This window comes from Comamonas badia DSM 17552 (assembly GCF_000484635.1).
Lineage (GTDB): Bacteria > Pseudomonadota > Gammaproteobacteria > Burkholderiales > Burkholderiaceae_C > Comamonas_C > Comamonas_C badia.
The window spans coordinates 257,698-273,940 of record NZ_AXVM01000006.1 but is presented as its reverse complement, the minus strand read 5'-3'; the positions used below and the strand labels follow the sequence as shown (position 1 = coordinate 273,940).

General features: G+C 66.0%; 16 protein-coding genes. 8 read left to right on the top strand and 8 right to left on the bottom strand.

Annotated features, from left to right (window positions below):
• Window positions 1-2: 2 nt before the first annotated feature.
• The 6 genes from K320_RS0114275 to K320_RS0114250 form a co-directional block, all read right to left on the bottom strand.
• Window positions 3-362, bottom strand: coding sequence for a copper-binding protein (locus tag K320_RS0114275; protein WP_024539508.1), 360 nt, complete (start codon window positions 360-362; stop codon window positions 3-5).
• A 12-nt stretch (window positions 363-374) separates the two neighbouring features.
• Window positions 375-1,739: a multicopper oxidase family protein gene (locus K320_RS0114270; RefSeq protein ID WP_024539507.1), complete on the bottom strand. Its 1,365-nt coding sequence runs from the start codon at window positions 1,737-1,739 to the stop codon at window positions 375-377.
• A gap of 4 nt (window positions 1,740-1,743) precedes the next feature.
• Complete coding sequence (locus tag K320_RS0114265; protein ID WP_029696186.1) at window positions 1,744-3,156, bottom strand: TolC family protein; 1,413 nt, start codon at window positions 3,154-3,156, stop codon at window positions 1,744-1,746.
• 63 nt (window positions 3,157-3,219) lie between these two features.
• Window positions 3,220-4,086: a universal stress protein gene (locus K320_RS0114260; RefSeq protein ID WP_024539505.1), complete on the bottom strand. Its 867-nt coding sequence runs from the start codon at window positions 4,084-4,086 to the stop codon at window positions 3,220-3,222.
• A gap of 103 nt (window positions 4,087-4,189) precedes the next feature.
• A complete protein-coding gene (locus K320_RS0114255) occupies window positions 4,190-5,128 on the bottom strand; it encodes an alpha/beta hydrolase (RefSeq protein WP_024539504.1) in 939 nt (312 codons plus the stop codon).
• Window positions 5,129-5,262: 134 nt separating this feature from the next.
• Window positions 5,263-6,345 (bottom strand): AI-2E family transporter, encoded by a 1,083-nt coding sequence (locus K320_RS0114250; RefSeq protein ID WP_024539503.1) that lies wholly within the window; start codon window positions 6,343-6,345, stop codon window positions 5,263-5,265.
• Window positions 6,346-6,503: 158 nt separating this feature from the next.
• On the opposite strand from K320_RS0114250, the gene K320_RS0114245 reads away from it, so the two are divergent.
• Genes K320_RS0114245 through K320_RS0114225 form a run of 5 tightly spaced genes read left to right on the top strand, consistent with a single transcriptional unit; the run spans window position 6,504 to window position 9,611 of the window.
• A complete protein-coding gene (locus K320_RS0114245; protein ID WP_024539502.1) occupies window positions 6,504-7,040 on the top strand; it encodes a YeeE/YedE thiosulfate transporter family protein in 537 nt (178 codons plus the stop codon).
• Window positions 7,037-7,597, top strand: a complete 561-nt coding sequence (locus tag K320_RS0114240) for a YeeE/YedE thiosulfate transporter family protein (protein WP_024539501.1) — start codon at window positions 7,037-7,039, stop codon at window positions 7,595-7,597. Before K320_RS0114245 ends, K320_RS0114240 begins: the two co-directional genes overlap by 4 nt.
• Window positions 7,598-7,628: 31 nt before the next feature.
• Entirely contained in the window at window positions 7,629-7,952 is a 324-nt protein-coding gene (locus tag K320_RS0114235) for a hypothetical protein (RefSeq protein WP_024539500.1), read from the top strand.
• Window positions 7,953-7,962: 10 nt separating this feature from the next.
• The gene (locus K320_RS0114230; protein WP_024539499.1) at window positions 7,963-8,586 is read left to right on the top strand and encodes a DUF6969 family protein; all 624 of its coding nucleotides are present in this window, start codon (window positions 7,963-7,965) and stop codon (window positions 8,584-8,586) included.
• A gap of 32 nt (window positions 8,587-8,618) precedes the next feature.
• On the top strand, window positions 8,619-9,611 hold the full coding sequence (locus K320_RS0114225) for a sulfurtransferase (RefSeq protein ID WP_024539498.1): 993 nt from the start codon (window positions 8,619-8,621) through the stop codon (window positions 9,609-9,611).
• Here the strand turns inward: K320_RS0114225 and K320_RS19350 are convergent, their stop codons facing one another.
• Entirely contained in the window at window positions 9,612-9,836 is a 225-nt protein-coding gene (locus tag K320_RS19350) for a hypothetical protein (RefSeq protein ID WP_211236120.1), read from the bottom strand.
• Here K320_RS19350 and K320_RS0114220 point away from each other — a divergent pair.
• Window positions 9,835-10,644 (top strand): OmpP1/FadL family transporter, encoded by an 810-nt coding sequence (locus K320_RS0114220; RefSeq protein ID WP_211236119.1) that lies wholly within the window; start codon window positions 9,835-9,837, stop codon window positions 10,642-10,644. The genes K320_RS19350 and K320_RS0114220 overlap by 2 nt on opposite strands.
• A 90-nt stretch (window positions 10,645-10,734) precedes the next feature.
• Here K320_RS0114220 and K320_RS18435 read toward each other — a convergent pair whose 3' ends face one another.
• Window positions 10,735-11,739, bottom strand: coding sequence for a YXWGXW repeat-containing protein (locus K320_RS18435; RefSeq protein ID WP_024539496.1), 1,005 nt, complete (start codon window positions 11,737-11,739; stop codon window positions 10,735-10,737).
• A gap of 256 nt (window positions 11,740-11,995) precedes the next feature.
• Here K320_RS18435 and K320_RS0114210 point away from each other — a divergent pair, with 256 nt between their 5' ends.
• Together K320_RS0114210 and odhB are read left to right on the top strand one after the other, a co-directional pair.
• Entirely contained in the window at window positions 11,996-14,875 is a 2,880-nt protein-coding gene (locus K320_RS0114210) for a 2-oxoglutarate dehydrogenase E1 component (protein WP_024539495.1), read from the top strand.
• A 90-nt stretch (window positions 14,876-14,965) separates the two neighbouring features.
• Window positions 14,966-16,222: a 2-oxoglutarate dehydrogenase complex dihydrolipoyllysine-residue succinyltransferase gene (odhB, locus tag K320_RS0114205; protein ID WP_024539494.1), complete on the top strand. Its 1,257-nt coding sequence runs from the start codon at window positions 14,966-14,968 to the stop codon at window positions 16,220-16,222.
• The last annotated feature ends 21 nt before the right edge of the window (window positions 16,223-16,243 follow it).

Here is a 16,243-nt window from a genome sequence, read left to right as displayed (position 1 = left end):
TGTCAGTGCGCCGGAGCGATTTCGGTCACGGTGAGCGCGCCGTTGATCTGCTCGGCGCGAAAGCGCACCTTGTCGCCCGCCTTCAGGCCATCCAGCAGTGCCGGATCGCTGACGCGAAAGACCATGGTCATGCCGGGCATCTCCAGGTGGGCGATCGGGCCGTGGCGCAGCGTGATCTTGCCCTGGGCGCTATCGATTTTTCTAACCTCACCTTCGCTCAGGCTGCCCGCGTTGGCGTTGGCGTTGGCGTTGGCGTTGGCGGGCTGGGCACCGTGGCCCTGGTGTGCCGTACCGGTCTGGGCGCTGGCAGCTGTGGCCAGGAGCAGAGCCGCGATCAGCGGCAAGAAAAGCGTGGGTCTCATGGCGGTCTTCAATCAGTGGTGTCCGTCGTGCGGCTTGCGCACCTGCAGCGGGGCAGTGGAAGTGCGCGGCGCGCCCGCCTGCGGCGCTTCGGGCAGTTCCGCGGTGTATTCGCTCGCCAGCGTGCCCGCGGGGTGGCGGTAGGGGCCGGGGTCGGTGTAGTCGCCGGGGCGCTGGTCGTCGCGCACCTTGACGACGCTGAACATGCCGCCCATGCCGATAGGCCCGAACGGGCCGGTGCCGGTCATCATCGGCGCGGTGTTGTCCGGCAGCGGCATCTCCATCTCGGCCATGTCGTGCATGCCGCGGTCGCCCATCACCATGTAATCGGGCACCAGGCGCTGGATTTTTTCCAGCAGATCCTTCTGCTGCACGCCAATCATGGTCGGCACGCCGTGACCCATCGCGTTCATGGTGTGGTGGCTCTTGTGGCAGTGGATCACCCAGTCGCCGGCGATGGCGTCGAACTCGAACGCGCGCATCTGCCCGACGGCGATGTCGGTCGTCACCTCGGGCCAGCGCGCGGATTTCGGCACCCAGCCGCCGTCGGTGCCGGTCACTTCGAAGTGCGGTCCGTGCATGTGGATCGGGTGGTTGGTCATCGTCAGGTTGCCGACGCGTACGCGCACACGTTCGCCGGTGCGCGCCACCAGCGGGTCTATGCCGGGAAACGCCCGGCTGTTCCAGGTCCAGAGATTGAAATCGAGCATGGTGGCGATGCGCGGCGTCGCCGCGCCGGGCTCGATGTCGTAGGCGTTGAGGATGAAGCCGAAGTCGCGGTCCACCCGGTGCTGGCGCGGGTCTTTGGGGTGCACGATGAACAGGCCCATCATGCCCATCGCCATCTGCACCATTTCATCGGCGTGCGGGTGGTACATGAAGGTGCCCGAGCGCTGCAGCACGAACTCGTACATCCAGGTCTTGCCCACGGCGATCGGCGGCTGCGTGAGGCCGGCGACGCCGTCCATGCCCGAGGGCAGCAGGATGCCGTGCCAGTGGATGGTCGTCACCTCGGGCAGGCGGTTGGTGACGAAAATGCGCACCCGGTCCCCTTCGACGGCCTCGATCGTCGGGCCGGGACTGGCGCCGTTGTAGCCCCAGAGATTGGCCACGGTGCCGGGCGCAATCTCGCGCGTGACGGGCTCGGCCACGAGGTGGAATTCCTTCACGCCATCCTTCATGCGCCAGGGTAGCGACCAGCCGTTGAGCGTGACCAGAGGCCGATAGGGCCGGCCATTCGCGGGTGGCGGCGGCACCAGCGTGGCCGATCCCTTGTGCGTGGCCGCCTCGGGCAGGCGCGCAGCCCCGGCGCGGCTCACGGCGGCGGCGCCCAGCAGGGTGGCGCCGGCGGTTCTGAGGAAATGTCTGCGTTGCGTCATCGGCTCAATGCCCTGCGGAGGCAGCTTCGGGTTCGCTGCCCGTGGAGAAAACGGGCACGGCGGTCTGTGCCAGGCCAATGCTCTGCGCACTTTGCAGGTCGGTGTCGGCAATCCAGAAATCGCGCAGCGCCTCGATCGCCTGCATCACCGCGCCCGCCTGGCGGCGCGCATCGGCGAGCAGGTCAAACACGCTGGCGAACATGCCGTTGTAGCGCAGCACCATTTCCTCGGAGACCTGCTGCCCGAGCGGCACGACCTCGGCCTGCTGCAGCCGCGCAAGTTGCCAGCTGCTCTGGTAGAGCGACCAGGCCTCGCGCACCTCGGAGCGCGCCTGCTGCGCCACCGCGGCCGTGCGGTGCACCGCCTGCATGTACAGCGCCTGCGCACGGGCATTGCGTGCCTGGCCAAAGTCAAACAGCGGCAGCGCCAGCGTGACTTCATAGCCACGCGCCAGCGGCTCGCCCGTGGCGCTGCGGTTCTGTGCGCCGATCTCAAGCGCGTTGACGACGCTGGTGGCGTGGCTGAGCCCGAGCGCGTCGGCGCTGGCCTCGACGGCCTGGCGCGCCAGCTGCACGTCCAGGCGCCGGTCGATCGCCGCCTGCTCCACCGTTGGTGCGGCCAGAGGTGCTTGCGGCAAGTCGGGCAGGCGTTCGGGCAGTTTTGGCATGCCCTGCTCACGGGTCAACCCCAGGGCGCGCGCCAGCCGCTCCTGTGCCGCCGCCTGCTGGTGGCGTGCGCGGGTGAGCTGGCTGCCGGCCTGCTGGGCAAAGGCTTGCTCACGCAAACGTTCGAGTCGTGAAAAGTTGCCCGCCGCCTGCATGCGCGCGGCAAGTTCGCTGGCGGCATCCGCGGCATCCGCGGCCTGCGCGGCGTAATCGGCCAGCTGGCGCGCCGCCACCGCGCCGTAGAAGGCCTTGCGCGCGGCAGCCGCGGTGGCGATGGTGTCGATCGCCGCCTGCCACTGCGCCTGCCTGAGCTGCCGCTCGCCGAGCTGGCGCGCCAGCGGCAGCGTGAACAGGCCGAGCACGTCGAGCGAAAGCGCGCGGTCGATCTCCACCACGCCGCCGCCCGCCAGACGGCCAAGACTTAGCAGTGGGTTGGGCAGCGTGGCGGCGCGCACGCGTTCCGCCTCGGCAAGACCCAGCTGGCCGTAGCGCGCCTGCAGCTCACGGTTGCCCAGCAGCGCGATCTGCACCGCGGTTGCGGCGCTGAGCGGCTGGGCCAGCAACTGCGCCGTGCGTTCACGGGCAGCGTCGGTGTCCTGCAGCGTGCGCTGGTAGGACAGCGTTGCATCGAGATGTCCGCCAGCCTGCTGCGCGACCACGCCGAAGCCACCATCGGGCGATACCGAGGCGCAGCCGACCAGCCCCAAGATGGCGAGCGACGCAGCAAGAATGCGAGGAAATTTGAATGGCACACAGCGGAGTCTGAGGCTTGACGCAGTGTCAAGGTCAAGCGGCAATGGCAGTGCGATGGTGCATCAACGCAACACCACCACCGGCACGCTGCACAGCCGCAGCAGCGCCGTGGTGGTGCTGCCCACGATGAGCTGGCGGATGCGCGAATGGCCGTAGGCGCCCAGCACCAGCAGCGCATGGCCCAGGCTGTCCATCAGCGGCGGAATCACCTCTTCGGGCAAACCCTGCAACATGCGGCTGGTCACGGCGAACCCGGCATCGGCCAGCTGCGTTTGCGCGGCGCGCAGGCGCTCCTGCAGCCGCGCGGGGCAGTCGCCCGCCATCACCAGCTGCGCCGGCATGCCTTTCAGGAGCGGGCTGCGCGCCACCGCCGCAACCGCGCGGTCGGCCGTGGCGCTGCCGTCGTAGGCCACGACGAAGTGTTCGGGCGCGGCGAACGGCACGGCGTCCATCACCATCACCGGCTGGCGCAGGTTGCGCACGGCGGCCTCGATGCGGTGGTCCAGCCGCAGCTTGCGCGCCGTGGCGGGGCGGCGGTTGCTGCCCAGCACGAAAAGGCGCGCGCTCGGCTCCTGCGTCAGCAGCACGTCGATCAGGTCGCCCTGGCGCAGCAGTGTCCGCATCTGCGGCACGGATTCCTGGCAGACGCGCGAGCGTGCCTCGTCGAGCATGCGCTGGGCGGCCTCCTGCGCCACCTTGGCGCGCTCTTCGTCCAGATCGGAAAGACGCTGCAGCAGCAGATCTTGCGCGCCCATGCCGAGCACGCCGCTGTAATCGCCCACGGCCGCGGCGGGCTCGGGCCGCTCCAGCGTGTGCAGCAGCGTGAGCGGCGCGCCCAGGCGCTGCGCGGCCCAGCAGGCGCCATCGACCACGGCAGGGGTGGTGTTCAGGCCATCGAGGCAGGCATAGACGGTATCGGGTGTGGACATGGCTCTCTCGCGGATGACTGAGGAAGACCTTCCAAGTGTCGCATCGTCATCGCGGCGCGCAAGCGGGATATCCCGCCGGCGGTTTTGCGGAGCTGCGCGCTCCTCATGCTTCCAGCAGGGCGCGCAAGCGTTCGATGCCATGCGTGATGATGGCTTGCGCGCCGGGTGACCAGCGGCCCATGTCGAAGAAGCCGTGGATCATGCCCGCCCCCTGGATCAGCTCGGCCTGGCCGCCCGCGGCGCGCAGGGCCTCGGCATAGGCCATGCCCTGGTCGCGCAGCGGGTCGAATTCGGCGGTCATGATCACCGCCGGTGGCAACCCGGCCAGGCTCGCCGCCTGCAGCGGTGCCAGGCGCGGGTCCAGGGTGTCGGCGACATGCCCGGCATAGTGGTGGAAGAACCAGGCCATGGTTTCCACTTCGAGGAAGTAGCCCTTGGCGTTCTGCTTGGCGCTGGGGTATGCGGCAGCGGCGTGGTCCACTGCCGGATAGATGAGGAACTGTGCGGCCAGCGGAATACCCGCATCGCGCAGCTGCTGCGCCACCACGGCGGAAAAATTGCCGCCTGCGCTGTCGCCCGCCACGGCCACGACGCCGTTGCCGCCCAGCTCCTGCGCATGCGCGACGACCCACCGGGCAGCGGCCACGGCATCCTCGATGCCCGCGGGGAATGGATGCTCCGGCGCGAGGCGGTAATCCACCGATACGAGTACGGCCTGTGCGCCACGGCAGATTTCGCGGCACATGTTGTCGTGTGTGTCCAGATTGCCGATCACGTAGCCGCCGCCATGGAAAAAGGCCACGGTGGGAAACGGACCTGCGCCTTCGGGCCGGTAGATGCGCGCAGGAACGGGGCCCGCGCCGCCGGGCACGGTGGTGTCCCGCACGCTGGCCACGGGCACGCGCTGTTCGGGCGTGAGCGAGCCCGCGGTCAGCGCCAGGTAGGCGGCGCGGCCTTCTTCGGGCGTGCCTTCGGCGATGGGCTTGGCGCGCGAGCCGGCGATCATCTGCAGGACGGCGGCGAGGTGGGGATCAAGGGGCATACGGAAGTCTCCTGGGTGGTGTGATCGGAGTGCCTGTACCGTTTGGGCGCTGGGCGCAAGAGCGCCAACGGGCCTCGCGCCAACGGCCCAGCGAAAAACCTGGGTTGGAAGGCTCCCTGGCGCCCGGTACGCGGTCAGTCATGGTCTTTGCGGGCCCCGGGGTGCGAGGGGATGGCTGGCGGCGGTGAAAAAATATCCCAGGTGGCCATGAACAGCGCTGCCACCATGGGTCCGATCACGAAACCGGTCAACCCGAACAGCGACATGCCGCCCAGGGTGGAGATCAGCACCACGTAGTCCGGCATCTTGGTGTCCTTGCCCACCAGCAGCGGGCGCAGCAGGTTGTCCACCAGACCGATCACGCCCACGCCATAGAGCGCCAGCGTCACGCCCTGCCAGGTGGCGCCGGTGGCCAGGAAGTACAGCGCCACCGGCCCCCAGATCAGGCCGGCCCCCACCGCTGGCAACAGCGAGAGAAAGGCCATGAGCACGCCCCAGAGCACCGGCCCCTGGATGCCCAGCACCCAGAAGATCAGCCCGCCCAGCGCGCCCTGCGTGGCGGCCACGGCGATGTTGCCCTTGACGGTGGCGCGGATCACGGTGATGAACTTGATCGCCAGGGCGCGCTTGTGCGCTTCATCCAGCGGCACCGCGTGAAAGATGCGCGTCGCCAGCGGCGTGCCGTCGCGCAGCAGGAAGAACAGCAGGTAGAGCATCACGCCGAAATTGACGATGAACTGCAGCGTGTTCGAGCCCAGGCTCACGGCCTGGTTGGCCAGGAACTGGCTGGCCTGGGCCCCGAAACTGGCCAGCCGTGTCTGCAACTCGGCAAAGGTACCCAGGTGCAGGCGCTCAAGCAGATTGAGTGCCCAGGTGGGCAGGGTGGACCAGATCTGCTGCGCGTAGGCGCCGAAATTGAGCTGGCCCGACCGCACCCGCTGATAGACCGCCCCTGCCTCCTGCACGACCGAGGCGCTGATGGCCAGAATCGGCAGGATGACGATCAGCAGGCAGATGGCCAGCGTTGCCAGTGCCGCCAGATTGGGCCTGCGCGGCATGCGTGCCAGCAGCCGCCGGTGCAGCGGCGCGAACAGGATGGCGAGCACCATGCCCCAGAAAATCGCGCCGTGCAGCGGCAGCAGGATGGCGCCAAATGCGATCGTGACGGCGACCAGCAGAAGCAGCAGGGTACGGTTGGTGAGTGTCGGCGGGTGCATGGGACTTGCGCTGTGCGTGGTGGCGGCAACTGTACGGCATGCGCCCTGGCGCCACTACGGGTTTCCGATATTGACAGCGCTGATCGACATCAATAAATTCTTATATTGCATTTTGCCTATATACCTTCGTGCTACGCAACCTTGAAGGAGTCGTTCCGATGGCATCCCCGACTGTTTGCGAACCCCCGGGCAGCAAGGCTTACTGGCCGGCCTGGTTGGCTGGGCTGGCGCTGGGCATCGTGCTTTTGCTGACCTTCCTCATCACCGGGCATGGCTTGGGCGCTACCGGATTCACCACCCGGCTGACCGCGTGGCTTGGCGGCGAGGTGCTGCCCAAGTGGACGGTGAACAACGATTACCTGGGCCCCATGGTGGAAAACGGCTCGGTGATGTCTTCCTGGATCACCTGGCAGGTGCTCGGGGTGTTCGCCGGAGCCTTCATCTCCGCGCGGCTCGCTCACCGCTTGGCGTGGCGCATTGAAGGCTCGGCGCATGCCGGCACCATCGGGCGTTTGCTCAAGGCACTTGCAGGTGGCATTTTCGCTGGCTTCGGGGCGCGCATTTCTGCGGGTTGCACCAGTGGCGTGGGTCTGTCCGGTGCGGCGGTGCTGGGTGTCGCTGGCTTTGTGTTTCTGGGGGCTTTTTTTCTCTCAGGGCTGGTTGCAGCCCGCCTGACCGGCGGAGGTGTCAAATGATCGATGCCATCGTGGCAGTTGCGCTGGGGCTGGGCTTTGGCTTCGTGCTCGAGCGGGCCGGTTTTGGCAGCAGCTGCAAGCTCACGGCGCAGTTTCGCCTGACGGACTGGTCGGTGTTCAAAGTGATGTTCAGTGCGATCGTCTTCACGGCGGTGGGTCTGTACCTGCTGGAGCGCGTTGGTTTCGTTCAGGCCACCAGCCTCTTTGTGCCTGCGCCCTACCTCTGGGCCATGGCGGCCGGCGGCGCCTTGATCGGCGTGGGTTTTGCCGTTGGCGGGTATTGCCCGGGCACTTCGGCGGTCGGTCTGATGACGGGGCGTCTGGATGCGATCGTGTTCTTCGTCGGCCTGTTCATCGGCACCTTCCTGTTTGCAGGCCTGTTTGGCGAACTGGATGCGCTGACCACCGCGGGTGAAATCACGCGCGGCGACCGTCTGCCTGAATTGCTGGGCCTGCCCGAATGGCTGGTGCTGGCGGCCATGGTGGCAGCTGTTTTCGGGGTGTTTCAATTGGGTGGCTGGTTCGAGCGCCGTGCACGGGCAGTTGGGCAAGCTTGACGATCGGCCTGTATCGACGGAGGAACTCACCATGGCGCAACGGCGTTCAATCCATTCCCTGGCTGCCGCGCTCGCGGTGGCGGCTCTGGCGCTGCCTGTCGCCACGCTGGTGCACGCGGCCGACACCGCGGGGACGGCCGCAGCGGGCGCAAGCAATTCCTGTGCGGCCAGCGGCAAGCGCATGCGCGGCGAAAACCCCTGCAGCGCAGGCGACAGGCGCCCGGCTGGCAACAACCCCTGCGCTGCAGGCGGCAAGCGCAGCCGCGCAGACAACCCCTGCAGTGCCAATCCTTGCGGGGTCAGCAGCCGGCGCAAGAGCAAGGGCAAAAGCAACAATCCCTGCGCCGCCAACTGACAGGCGGACCATGACCACCATGGCTCTGGCTGCCCGCAGCGCCCTGGCGCGGCAACTGCAGCTCGCGCGCCGGGGGCGCACCTGGATTCAGGTGCTGAGCGGTCGGCACGCCAGGGTGGATGCATGGCAGCACTACCCGCGCCATGACGCCGTGGACGCCGCGGGCCGATGGCAGTTCTATTTCCATGCCCACGCAGCCGTGGCGCCAGACCACGCACCCCTGCGGAAAGAACTGGGGCATGTTCACCTGTTTCGCCGCAGCCCTGCCGGGCAGCTGACGCATCTGTGCGCTCTGGTGCTGGATGCGCGCGGCATGCCGCTGGGCTGGACGGCGAACAACCAGTGGGTCACTGGTGGTCGCTGGTATGCGGCGGCAACGCTGGTGCGCTGGCTGTCGTGCTTTGAATTGCGGCTGCACGGCCCTCTGGCGGGGCTGGCGCTGTGGCTTTGCGATCTGGTTGCGCTTTATCGGCAGCCGCTGGCGCAGATGCTGCACCAGCGTGATGCACGGCTTGCGCAACACCGTTCGCACCAGGGCCTGACGCAGGCGCAAGCGCTGGCCGATCGCAGTGTGAGCGTCTGGCAATCCTTTTCCATCCGTTGGCCGGCTGACGCGCTGGCTGCGGCTTCTTGATTTGCGTGTCGTTGATTCATCAGGAGACTTGCATGCACACACTGAACCGCGTCGCGGCCGGAGCCGCTTTTTTGGGCTTGTCGCCCTTCGTTCTGGCGCTTACCGTGCCAGGCCCCGTGGTGGATGATGCCTGGCTGGCGGCGCACCGCAACGAGGTGACGGTGCTGGATGTGCGCCCCAACGCCAAGTCGTTCACCGCTGCACCACAGTTTGAGGTGGACAAGAAATCCGGCCAGAAATTTCTCGTGGAACTGGGCGGACATATCGGTGGCGCGACGCTGGTGGACAACAAGAAGGTGCGCACCGAGAGGACGATCAACGGCGTCAAGCTCAAGGGAATGATCCCGGAGAAGGCGGACTTCGAAAAGCTGGTGCGCAGTTGGGGCGTGCAGGCGGACAAGCCCATCGTCATCGTTTCGGCGGGCATGGATCCCATGGATTTCAACGATGCCTCACGCCTGTTCTGGCAATTCAAGGTCTATGGGGAAGACAACATTGCCGTGCTCAACGGCGGCACGGCGGGCTGGATCGCGTCCGGCAATGTGTATGGCAATGTTCCGGTGGCGCCCGCCGCCGGCAACTGGGTGGCGCGCAGTGACCGCAGCGGTGAATTCACGGCCACTTCGCAGGATGTCGTGAATGCGCAAAAAGGCGGCTCGGTGCAGTTGATCGATGCCCGCAGCGATCCGTTCTATCTCGGGCTGTCGGTGGCGGCACCCACTGTCACCGCGCCAGGGCATATCGCTGGTGCGAAAAACCTGTTCACCGGCCTGATGTCCACGGCGGGTGGGCATGATGCTTCAAAGCTGCGCTCTGTCGCCGCCTACAAGGACATGTTCGAGATGAGCGGTCTCAATGGTCAGGCTCCCGCCATCACCTACTGCAATACCGGGCACCAGGCCTCCGGTACCTGGTTTGTGATGACGCAGATTCTGGGTAACAAGCATGTCAAGCTCTACGATGGCTCCATGCATGAATGGAGCGTCGAAAAGCGGCCCACGGTCGCAGTGGCTGGGTCCAAATAGTCAATCCAGGAGCTGACAGGCAACGCCCGCCATCGGGCGGGTGTTCTTTACCCACGACGACACCACCGGCAACCTGGCATCGCAAGCAACACCATGAAGAAACATTTCCCCTGCGGTCTGTCGTTCACCGCATTGGCGGTCATGCGGGCAGATCAGCTGCGGCGCGGGGCCTGCAAACATGCTGTGCGGCAACGGCAAGCTGGGCGTGAATTTGATGCAGCTCATGATCGCCCCGACGGTGGCGTGGAAAGCGAGCGACAACCACGCGTTCGGTATTTCGCCGCTTTTGGTGGTGCAGCAGTTTGAAGCCTACGGTCTGCAGCCGTTTGACAATGCACCGGGCTTTCCGCACATGACCGGGGCGCCGGGCAGCGTGACCAACAACGGCACCAGCACGAGTACGGGTGTCGGCGTGCGCATTGGCTATCTGGGCAAGCTTTCCGACAGGGTGAGCGTGGGGGTTTCGTATTCGCCCAGGATACGCATGTCGCGCTTTGACAAGTACCAGGGCTTGTTTGCCGATGGCGGGCGGTTTGACATCCCTGAAAACTATTCCATGGGGATCAATCTGCGCGCCACACCGGCGGTGACGCTCGCATTTGACTATGCCAGGATCAACTACGCTGGCGTGGCGTCGGTCGGCAACCCCAGTGGTCCGCCGGTGGTGCCGCTGGGCGCAGCCAACGGGTCGGGTTTTGGCTGGAAAAACATCAATGTCTTCAAGATCGGCGTGCAGTGGCAGGCGACGCCGCAATGGCAGCTGCGCGCGGGCCTGAACCTTGGGCAGAACCCGATCCGCAGCGACGATGTCTCATTCAACATCGTCGCGCCGGGCGTGATGACGACGCACTACACCTTGGGCGCGACCTATGCGATGGCGCAGCAGTCCGAGCTCACGTTCGCGCTGACGATTGCGCCGAGCCGCTCGGTGACGGGCCCCTCGATGTTCAACGGTTTTGGCATGCCGGCAGGCAATGAGACCATCCGCATGCGCCAGTATGGTCTGGGTGTGCAGTACGCCTGGAAATTCTGAAAGTCCCTGACGGAGCCCCTTGACGCCTGCCCTTCGGCACGCAGCCGGTGCCCAAGGGTGGTGGCGTCTCACGGTTGGTGACCAGCGCGGCTAGCGCTCTTCATGTTCGCGTTCATGGTGCGGATGTGGCCGCTGAACGCGGTGTTCGGGTTTGACGTGTTGGGGCGCGCGCACGGCAGGGCGTGGCTGCATGTTTTCACGCTCCATTTGTGCGGTCTCACGTGCAGTCTCACGCGCCTCGGCGGCAGCACGTTCGGGCATCTTTTGCGCGCGCTCATGCACCTGTTCTGCGGGCGAATGGACCGGCATTGCCTCCTGGTGCACGATCGTGGGCGGGTGCGGAACCGCCGCTGCCCGTACCGCCGCCGGATCGGCAAGATGCTCGCTCACGCGAGAGGTCCCATAGACGGCAGGCCCATGGCCTGCCGGGTCGTAGCGCTGGCCGCGTTCCTGCACGGCCATGGTGTGCTGCTGCACCTGGGCTGCCGTGGGAGCGGCATGTGGCTGGTGCAGCGCGGTCTTTTCCATCGCATTGGGCTGCAGGGTGGCTCCGCCGCTGCCGCCGTTGTAGCTCACGCGGTTGACCGTCGTGCCGTTGTGCGTGACGCTGTTGTCCACATACACGTTGGTGATGCGGGTGTTGTGGATGTTGTTGACGGTGCGGTTGTAATAGAACTGGTCGCCGTGCCAGTAGCCGCCGGCGTAGCCGGTGCCAAAGTAGCCAAAGCCGTAGTTGATGCCGCCGTAGAAGCCTATCGTCGGTCCCCAGTAGCCGATATGCCAGCGGTAGATGCCGCCGGACCAGCCCCACCACCCGGGTGTCCACAGGACCCCCGCGCGCGGAGGCAGCACCCAGACGCCGGGCACCCAGTAGTACGCTGCATCGCCCCATGCCCAGTAGCCGGGCGTCCAGAGGTAGCCGGGGCCGGGCGCCGCAGGCTGCTCGTACGCGGGCAGTGCCGGCGGCGCGATGGTGGTGGTCACCGTCGTCGTGCCTGACGGGGTTTCGGTCGCGGCGGTGGTCGCGGGGACGGCCACGCAGCCAGACAGCAGGGCCAGGCTTGCCGCCATGGCCAGGAGGGTGGATTTTTTCATGGAGCACTGTCCTTTCGCACCATGCAACGCAGCGTTGGACTGCGCTGTTCACACAAAATCGGCGAACCGGCAAAAAGTTACACAAATCACCGCTTGTGCAGCGCCCCGGCGGGCACCGGGTGATCGGTGGCACAATAGTCCCCGCACATCAGGCCCTTCCCCAGCCACAGTCGCATCCGCCATCCGGTACAGCCGTGTCGCGGAAGGTTTTCCAACCAACTCACGTTTCCTTCAGGGAGACAAAGGTCAGCGGGACATGAGCGAACCGACATCCGTCTACCAAGCCTTTCAGGGCAATACCTATCTCTTCGGCGGCAACGCGCCCTATGTCGAAGAGATGTACGAGAGCTATCTCACCAACCCCGGCAGCGTGCCGGATTCATGGCGCGGCTATTTTGATGCGCTGCAGCACGTGCCCGCCGTCGATGGCAGCGATGCGCGCGACGTGCCCCACCAGCCGGTCATCAATGCGTTCGCCGAGCGCGCCAAGCAGGGCGGCACGCAGGTGGTGGTGGCTTTTGGCGCCGATTCCGACATGGGGCGCAAGCGCACGGCGGTGCAGCAGCTCATCGCCGCGTACCGCAACGTCGGCGCGCGCTGGGCGGACCTGGACCCGCTCAAGCGCCAGGAGCGCCCGGCGATTCCAGAACTCGAACCGTCCTTTTACGGCTTCACCGATGCCGATCAGGAGACCGTGTTCAATGCCAGCAACACCTTCTTCGGCAAGGAGAGCATGCCGCTGCGCGAACTGCTCAACGCGCTGCGCGAGACCTATTGCGGCACCCTGGGCGCGGAGTTCATGTACGCGACCGACCAGCACCAGAAGCGCTGGTGGCAGCAGAAGCTTGAAAGCGTGCGCAGCAAGCCGCAGTACGACGCTGCCAAGAAAAAGCGCATCCTGGAGCGTCTGACGGCCGCCGAAGGCCTGGAGCGCTTTCTGCACACCAAATACGTCGGGCAAAAGCGGTTTTCGCTCGAAGGCGGCGAGACCTTCATTCCCGCCATCGACCACCTGATCCAGTCCGCCGGCCAGAAGGGCGTGCAGGAGATCGTCATCGGCATGGCGCACCGCGGTCGCCTGAACGTGCTGGTGAACACGTTGGGCAAGATGCCCAAGGATCTGTTTGCGGAGTTTGACCATACCGCGCCGGAAGACCTGCCGGCCGGCGACGTGAAATACCACCAGGGCTTTTCAAGCGACGTGACCAGCCCGGGCGGCCCGGTGCACCTGTCGCTGGCATTCAATCCCTCGCATCTGGAAATCGTCAACCCGGTGGTCGAGGGCTCGGTGCGCTCGCGCATGGACCGCCGCGGCGACCCGCTGGGCAAGCAGGTGCTGCCGGTGCTGGTGCATGGCGACGCCGCCATCGCCGGGCAGGGCGTGAACCAGGAAACCCTGGCGCTGTCCGAGACGCGCGGCTATTCGACGGGCGGCACGGTGCATGTCGTCATCAACAACCAGATCGGCTTCACCACCAGCGACCCGCGCGACAGCCGCTCGACCATGTACTGCACCGACATCATGAAAATGATCGATTCGCCGGTGCTGCACGTGAATGCCGATGACCCCGAAGCGGTGTGCCTGGCGATGGAACTGGCGCTGGAATACCGCATGGAGTTTTCGCGCGACGTGGCGGTGGACATCGTGTGCTTCCGCAAGCTGGGCCACAACGAGCAGGACACGCCCATGCTCACCCAGCCGCTGATGTACAAGAAGATCGCGGCGCACCCGGGCACGCGCAGGCTCTATGCCGACAAGCTCGCTGCGCAGGGCATGGGCGCGACGCTGGGTGACGACATGGTGCAGGCCTATCGCACGGCGATGGACGATGGCAAGCACACGGTCGATCCGGTACTGACCAACTTCAAGAGCAAGTACGCGGTGGATTGGGCACCCTACCTGAGCAAGAACTGGACCGATACCGCCGACACCGCCATTCCGTTGACGGAATGGAAACGCCTGGCCGAGCGCATCACCACCATCCCGGAGGGCGTCACGCCGCACATGCTGGTCAAGAAGGTGTATGCCGACCGCGCGGCCATGGGCCGCGGCGAGCACCCGGTGGACTGGGGCATGGGCGAGCACATGGCGTTCGCCTCGCTCGTCGCCTCGGGCTATCCGATCCGCCTGTCGGGCGAGGACAGCGGGCGCGGCACCTTCAGCCATCGCCACGCCGTGATCCATGACCAGAAGCGCGAAAAGTGGGACGAAGGCTCCTACGTTCCGCTGCAGAACGTGGGCGATGGCCAGGCGCCGTTCACCGTCATTGATTCGATTCTTTCGGAAGAGGCGGTGCTGGCGTTCGAATACGGCTACGCCTCCAATGACCCGGGATCGCTGGTGATATGGGAAGCGCAGTTCGGCGATTTCGCCAATGGCGCGCAGGTGGTGATCGACCAGTTCATCGCCTCGGGCGAGGTGAAGTGGGGCCGCGTGAACGGCATGGCGCTGATGCTGCCGCATGGCTACGAGGGGCAGGGACCGGAGCACTCCTCGGCACGCCTGGAGCGCTTCATGCAGTTGGCGGCCGACACCAACATGCAGATCGTGCAGCCGACGACGGCCAGCCAGATCTTCCACGTGCTGCGCCGCCAGATGGTGCGCCCGATCAGGAAGCCTCTGATCATCATGACGCCCAAGAGCCTGCTGCGCGCCAAGGACGCGAGTTCGCCCATCTCCGAGTTCACGGGCGGCGGTTTCCAGACCGTGATCAGCGAGCGCGACGAGGCGGTGGTGAAGAACGCGGCCAAGGTCAAGCGCATCATCGCCTGTTCGGGCAAGGTCTACTACGACCTCGTGAAAAAGCGCACGGAAAAGGGCATCGATGACGTGGCCATCATCCGCATCGAGCAGCTCTATCCCTTCCCGCACAAGGCGTTCGTGGCCGAGCTCAAGCGCTTTGGCAAGGCGGCCGACATCGTCTGGTGCCAGGACGAGCCGCAGAACCAGGGCGCCTGGTTCTTCATCCAGCACAACATTCACGAAAACATGCTCGCGGGGCAGAAGCTTGGCTACGCCGGCCGCGCCGCATCGGCTTCGCCTGCCGTGGGCTATGCCCATCTGCACGCCGAGCAGCAGAAGAACCTGGTCGAGGCGGCCTTCGCCAAGCTCAAGGGCTTCGTGCTCGCGAAATAACCAGACGTTGAACGCTGTGGGTTGGGTTTTTTGCGTCCAATCCAAGCCTGACGTCCAACGCCTAACGCCTAACGCCTAACGGAATCCAAAATGTCCATCGTTGAAGTCAAAGTCCCCGAGTTGTCCGAATCGGTTGAAGAAGCCACCTTGCTGCAGTGGAAGAAAAAGGCCGGCGAAGCCGTCGCCGCCGATGAAATCCTGATCGAGATCGAAACCGACAAGGTCGTGCTCGAAGTCCCCGCGCCGGCCGCGGGTGTGCTCAGCGAGATCGTGCAGCCTGATGGCGCCACGGTCACCGCGAGCCAGCTGATCGCCAAGATCGATACCGAGGCCGTGGCAGGGGCGACAGCGCCTGCGGCGGCGCCCGCTGCTGCTGCTGCCGCGCCCACCGCAGTAGCGCCTGTGGCACCAGCCGCTGCGGGAGGTGGCAAGGCCGGTGTCGCGATGCCGGCCGCCGCAAAAATTCTTGCTGAAAACAATCTGGCTGCCGCCAACGTGGCAGGCACCGGGCGTGATGGCCGCGTGACCAAGGGCGATGCCCTGGCCGCCGTGGCGGGTGGCGTGAAGGCGACGGCCGTCATCCCGACCGGCGTGCCGACCAAGGCGCTGCCGCAGGTTGCCGCGCCCGCCGCGCCCGACTTGGGCAACCGCCCCGAGCAGCGCGTGGCCATGAGCCGCCTGCGCGCGCGCGTGGCCGAGCGCCTGCTGCAGTCGCAGGCCACCAACGCCATCCTGACCACCTTCAACGAGGTGAACATGGCGCCGGTGATGGAGCTGCGCAAGAAGTTCCAGGATGCGTTCACCAAGGAGCATGGCGTGAAGCTCGGCTTCATGTCCTTCTTCGTGAAGGCGGCGGTGCATGCGCTCAAGAAGTTCCCGGCGGTCAATGCCTCGGTGGACGGCACCGACATCGTCTACCACGGCTATTTCGACATCGGCATCGCTGTCAGCAGCCCGCGCGGCCTGGTGGTGCCGATCCTGCGCAACGCCGACCAGATGGGTTTTGCGGACATCGAGAAGAAGATCGCCGATTTCGGCGCCAGGGCGCGCGAGGGGAAACTGGGGTTGGACGATCTGACCGGCGGCACCTTCTCGATCTCCAACGGCGGCACCTTCGGCTCCATGCTTTCCACGCCCATCATCAACCCGCCGCAGTCGGCCATTCTGGGCGTGCACGCCACCAAGGACCGCGCGGTGGTGGAGAACGGCCAGATCGTGGTCCGGCCGATGAACTATCTGGCGCTGAGCTACGACCACCGCATCATCGACGGACGCGAGGCAGTGCTGAGCCTGGTGGCGATGAAAGAGGCGCTGGAAGATCCGTCGCGTCTGCTGTTCGACATCTGATCGGTCCAGCCACACAAGTCA

What these genes read in the sequence shown, in the direction of transcription:
- K320_RS0114275 (WP_024539508.1), bottom strand. Translation starts at nt 362, where the DNA reads ATGAGACCCACGCTTTTCTTGCCGCTGATCGCGGCTCTGCTCCTGGCC.
- K320_RS0114270 (WP_024539507.1), bottom strand. Translation starts at nt 1,739, where the DNA reads ATGACGCAACGCAGACATTTCCTCAGAACCGCCGGCGCCACCCTGCTG.
- K320_RS0114260 (WP_024539505.1), bottom strand. Translation starts at nt 4,086, where the DNA reads ATGTCCACACCCGATACCGTCTATGCCTGCCTCGATGGCCTGAACACC.
- K320_RS0114255 (WP_024539504.1), bottom strand. Translation starts at nt 5,128, where the DNA reads ATGCCCCTTGATCCCCACCTCGCCGCCGTCCTGCAGATGATCGCCGGC.
- K320_RS0114250 (WP_024539503.1), bottom strand. Translation starts at nt 6,345, where the DNA reads ATGCACCCGCCGACACTCACCAACCGTACCCTGCTGCTTCTGCTGGTC.
- K320_RS0114245 (WP_024539502.1), top strand. Translation starts at nt 6,504, where the DNA reads ATGGCATCCCCGACTGTTTGCGAACCCCCGGGCAGCAAGGCTTACTGG.
- K320_RS0114240 (WP_024539501.1), top strand. Translation starts at nt 7,037, where the DNA reads ATGATCGATGCCATCGTGGCAGTTGCGCTGGGGCTGGGCTTTGGCTTC.
- K320_RS0114235 (WP_024539500.1), top strand. Translation starts at nt 7,629, where the DNA reads ATGGCGCAACGGCGTTCAATCCATTCCCTGGCTGCCGCGCTCGCGGTG.
- K320_RS0114230 (WP_024539499.1), top strand. Translation starts at nt 7,963, where the DNA reads ATGACCACCATGGCTCTGGCTGCCCGCAGCGCCCTGGCGCGGCAACTG.
- K320_RS0114225 (WP_024539498.1), top strand. Translation starts at nt 8,619, where the DNA reads ATGCACACACTGAACCGCGTCGCGGCCGGAGCCGCTTTTTTGGGCTTG.
- K320_RS0114220 (WP_211236119.1), top strand. Translation starts at nt 9,835, where the DNA reads ATGATCGCCCCGACGGTGGCGTGGAAAGCGAGCGACAACCACGCGTTC.
- K320_RS19350 (WP_211236120.1), bottom strand. Translation starts at nt 9,836, where the DNA reads ATGAGCTGCATCAAATTCACGCCCAGCTTGCCGTTGCCGCACAGCATG.
- K320_RS18435 (WP_024539496.1), bottom strand. Translation starts at nt 11,739, where the DNA reads ATGAAAAAATCCACCCTCCTGGCCATGGCGGCAAGCCTGGCCCTGCTG.
- K320_RS0114210 (WP_024539495.1), top strand. Translation starts at nt 11,996, where the DNA reads ATGAGCGAACCGACATCCGTCTACCAAGCCTTTCAGGGCAATACCTAT.
- odhB (WP_024539494.1), top strand. Translation starts at nt 14,966, where the DNA reads ATGTCCATCGTTGAAGTCAAAGTCCCCGAGTTGTCCGAATCGGTTGAA.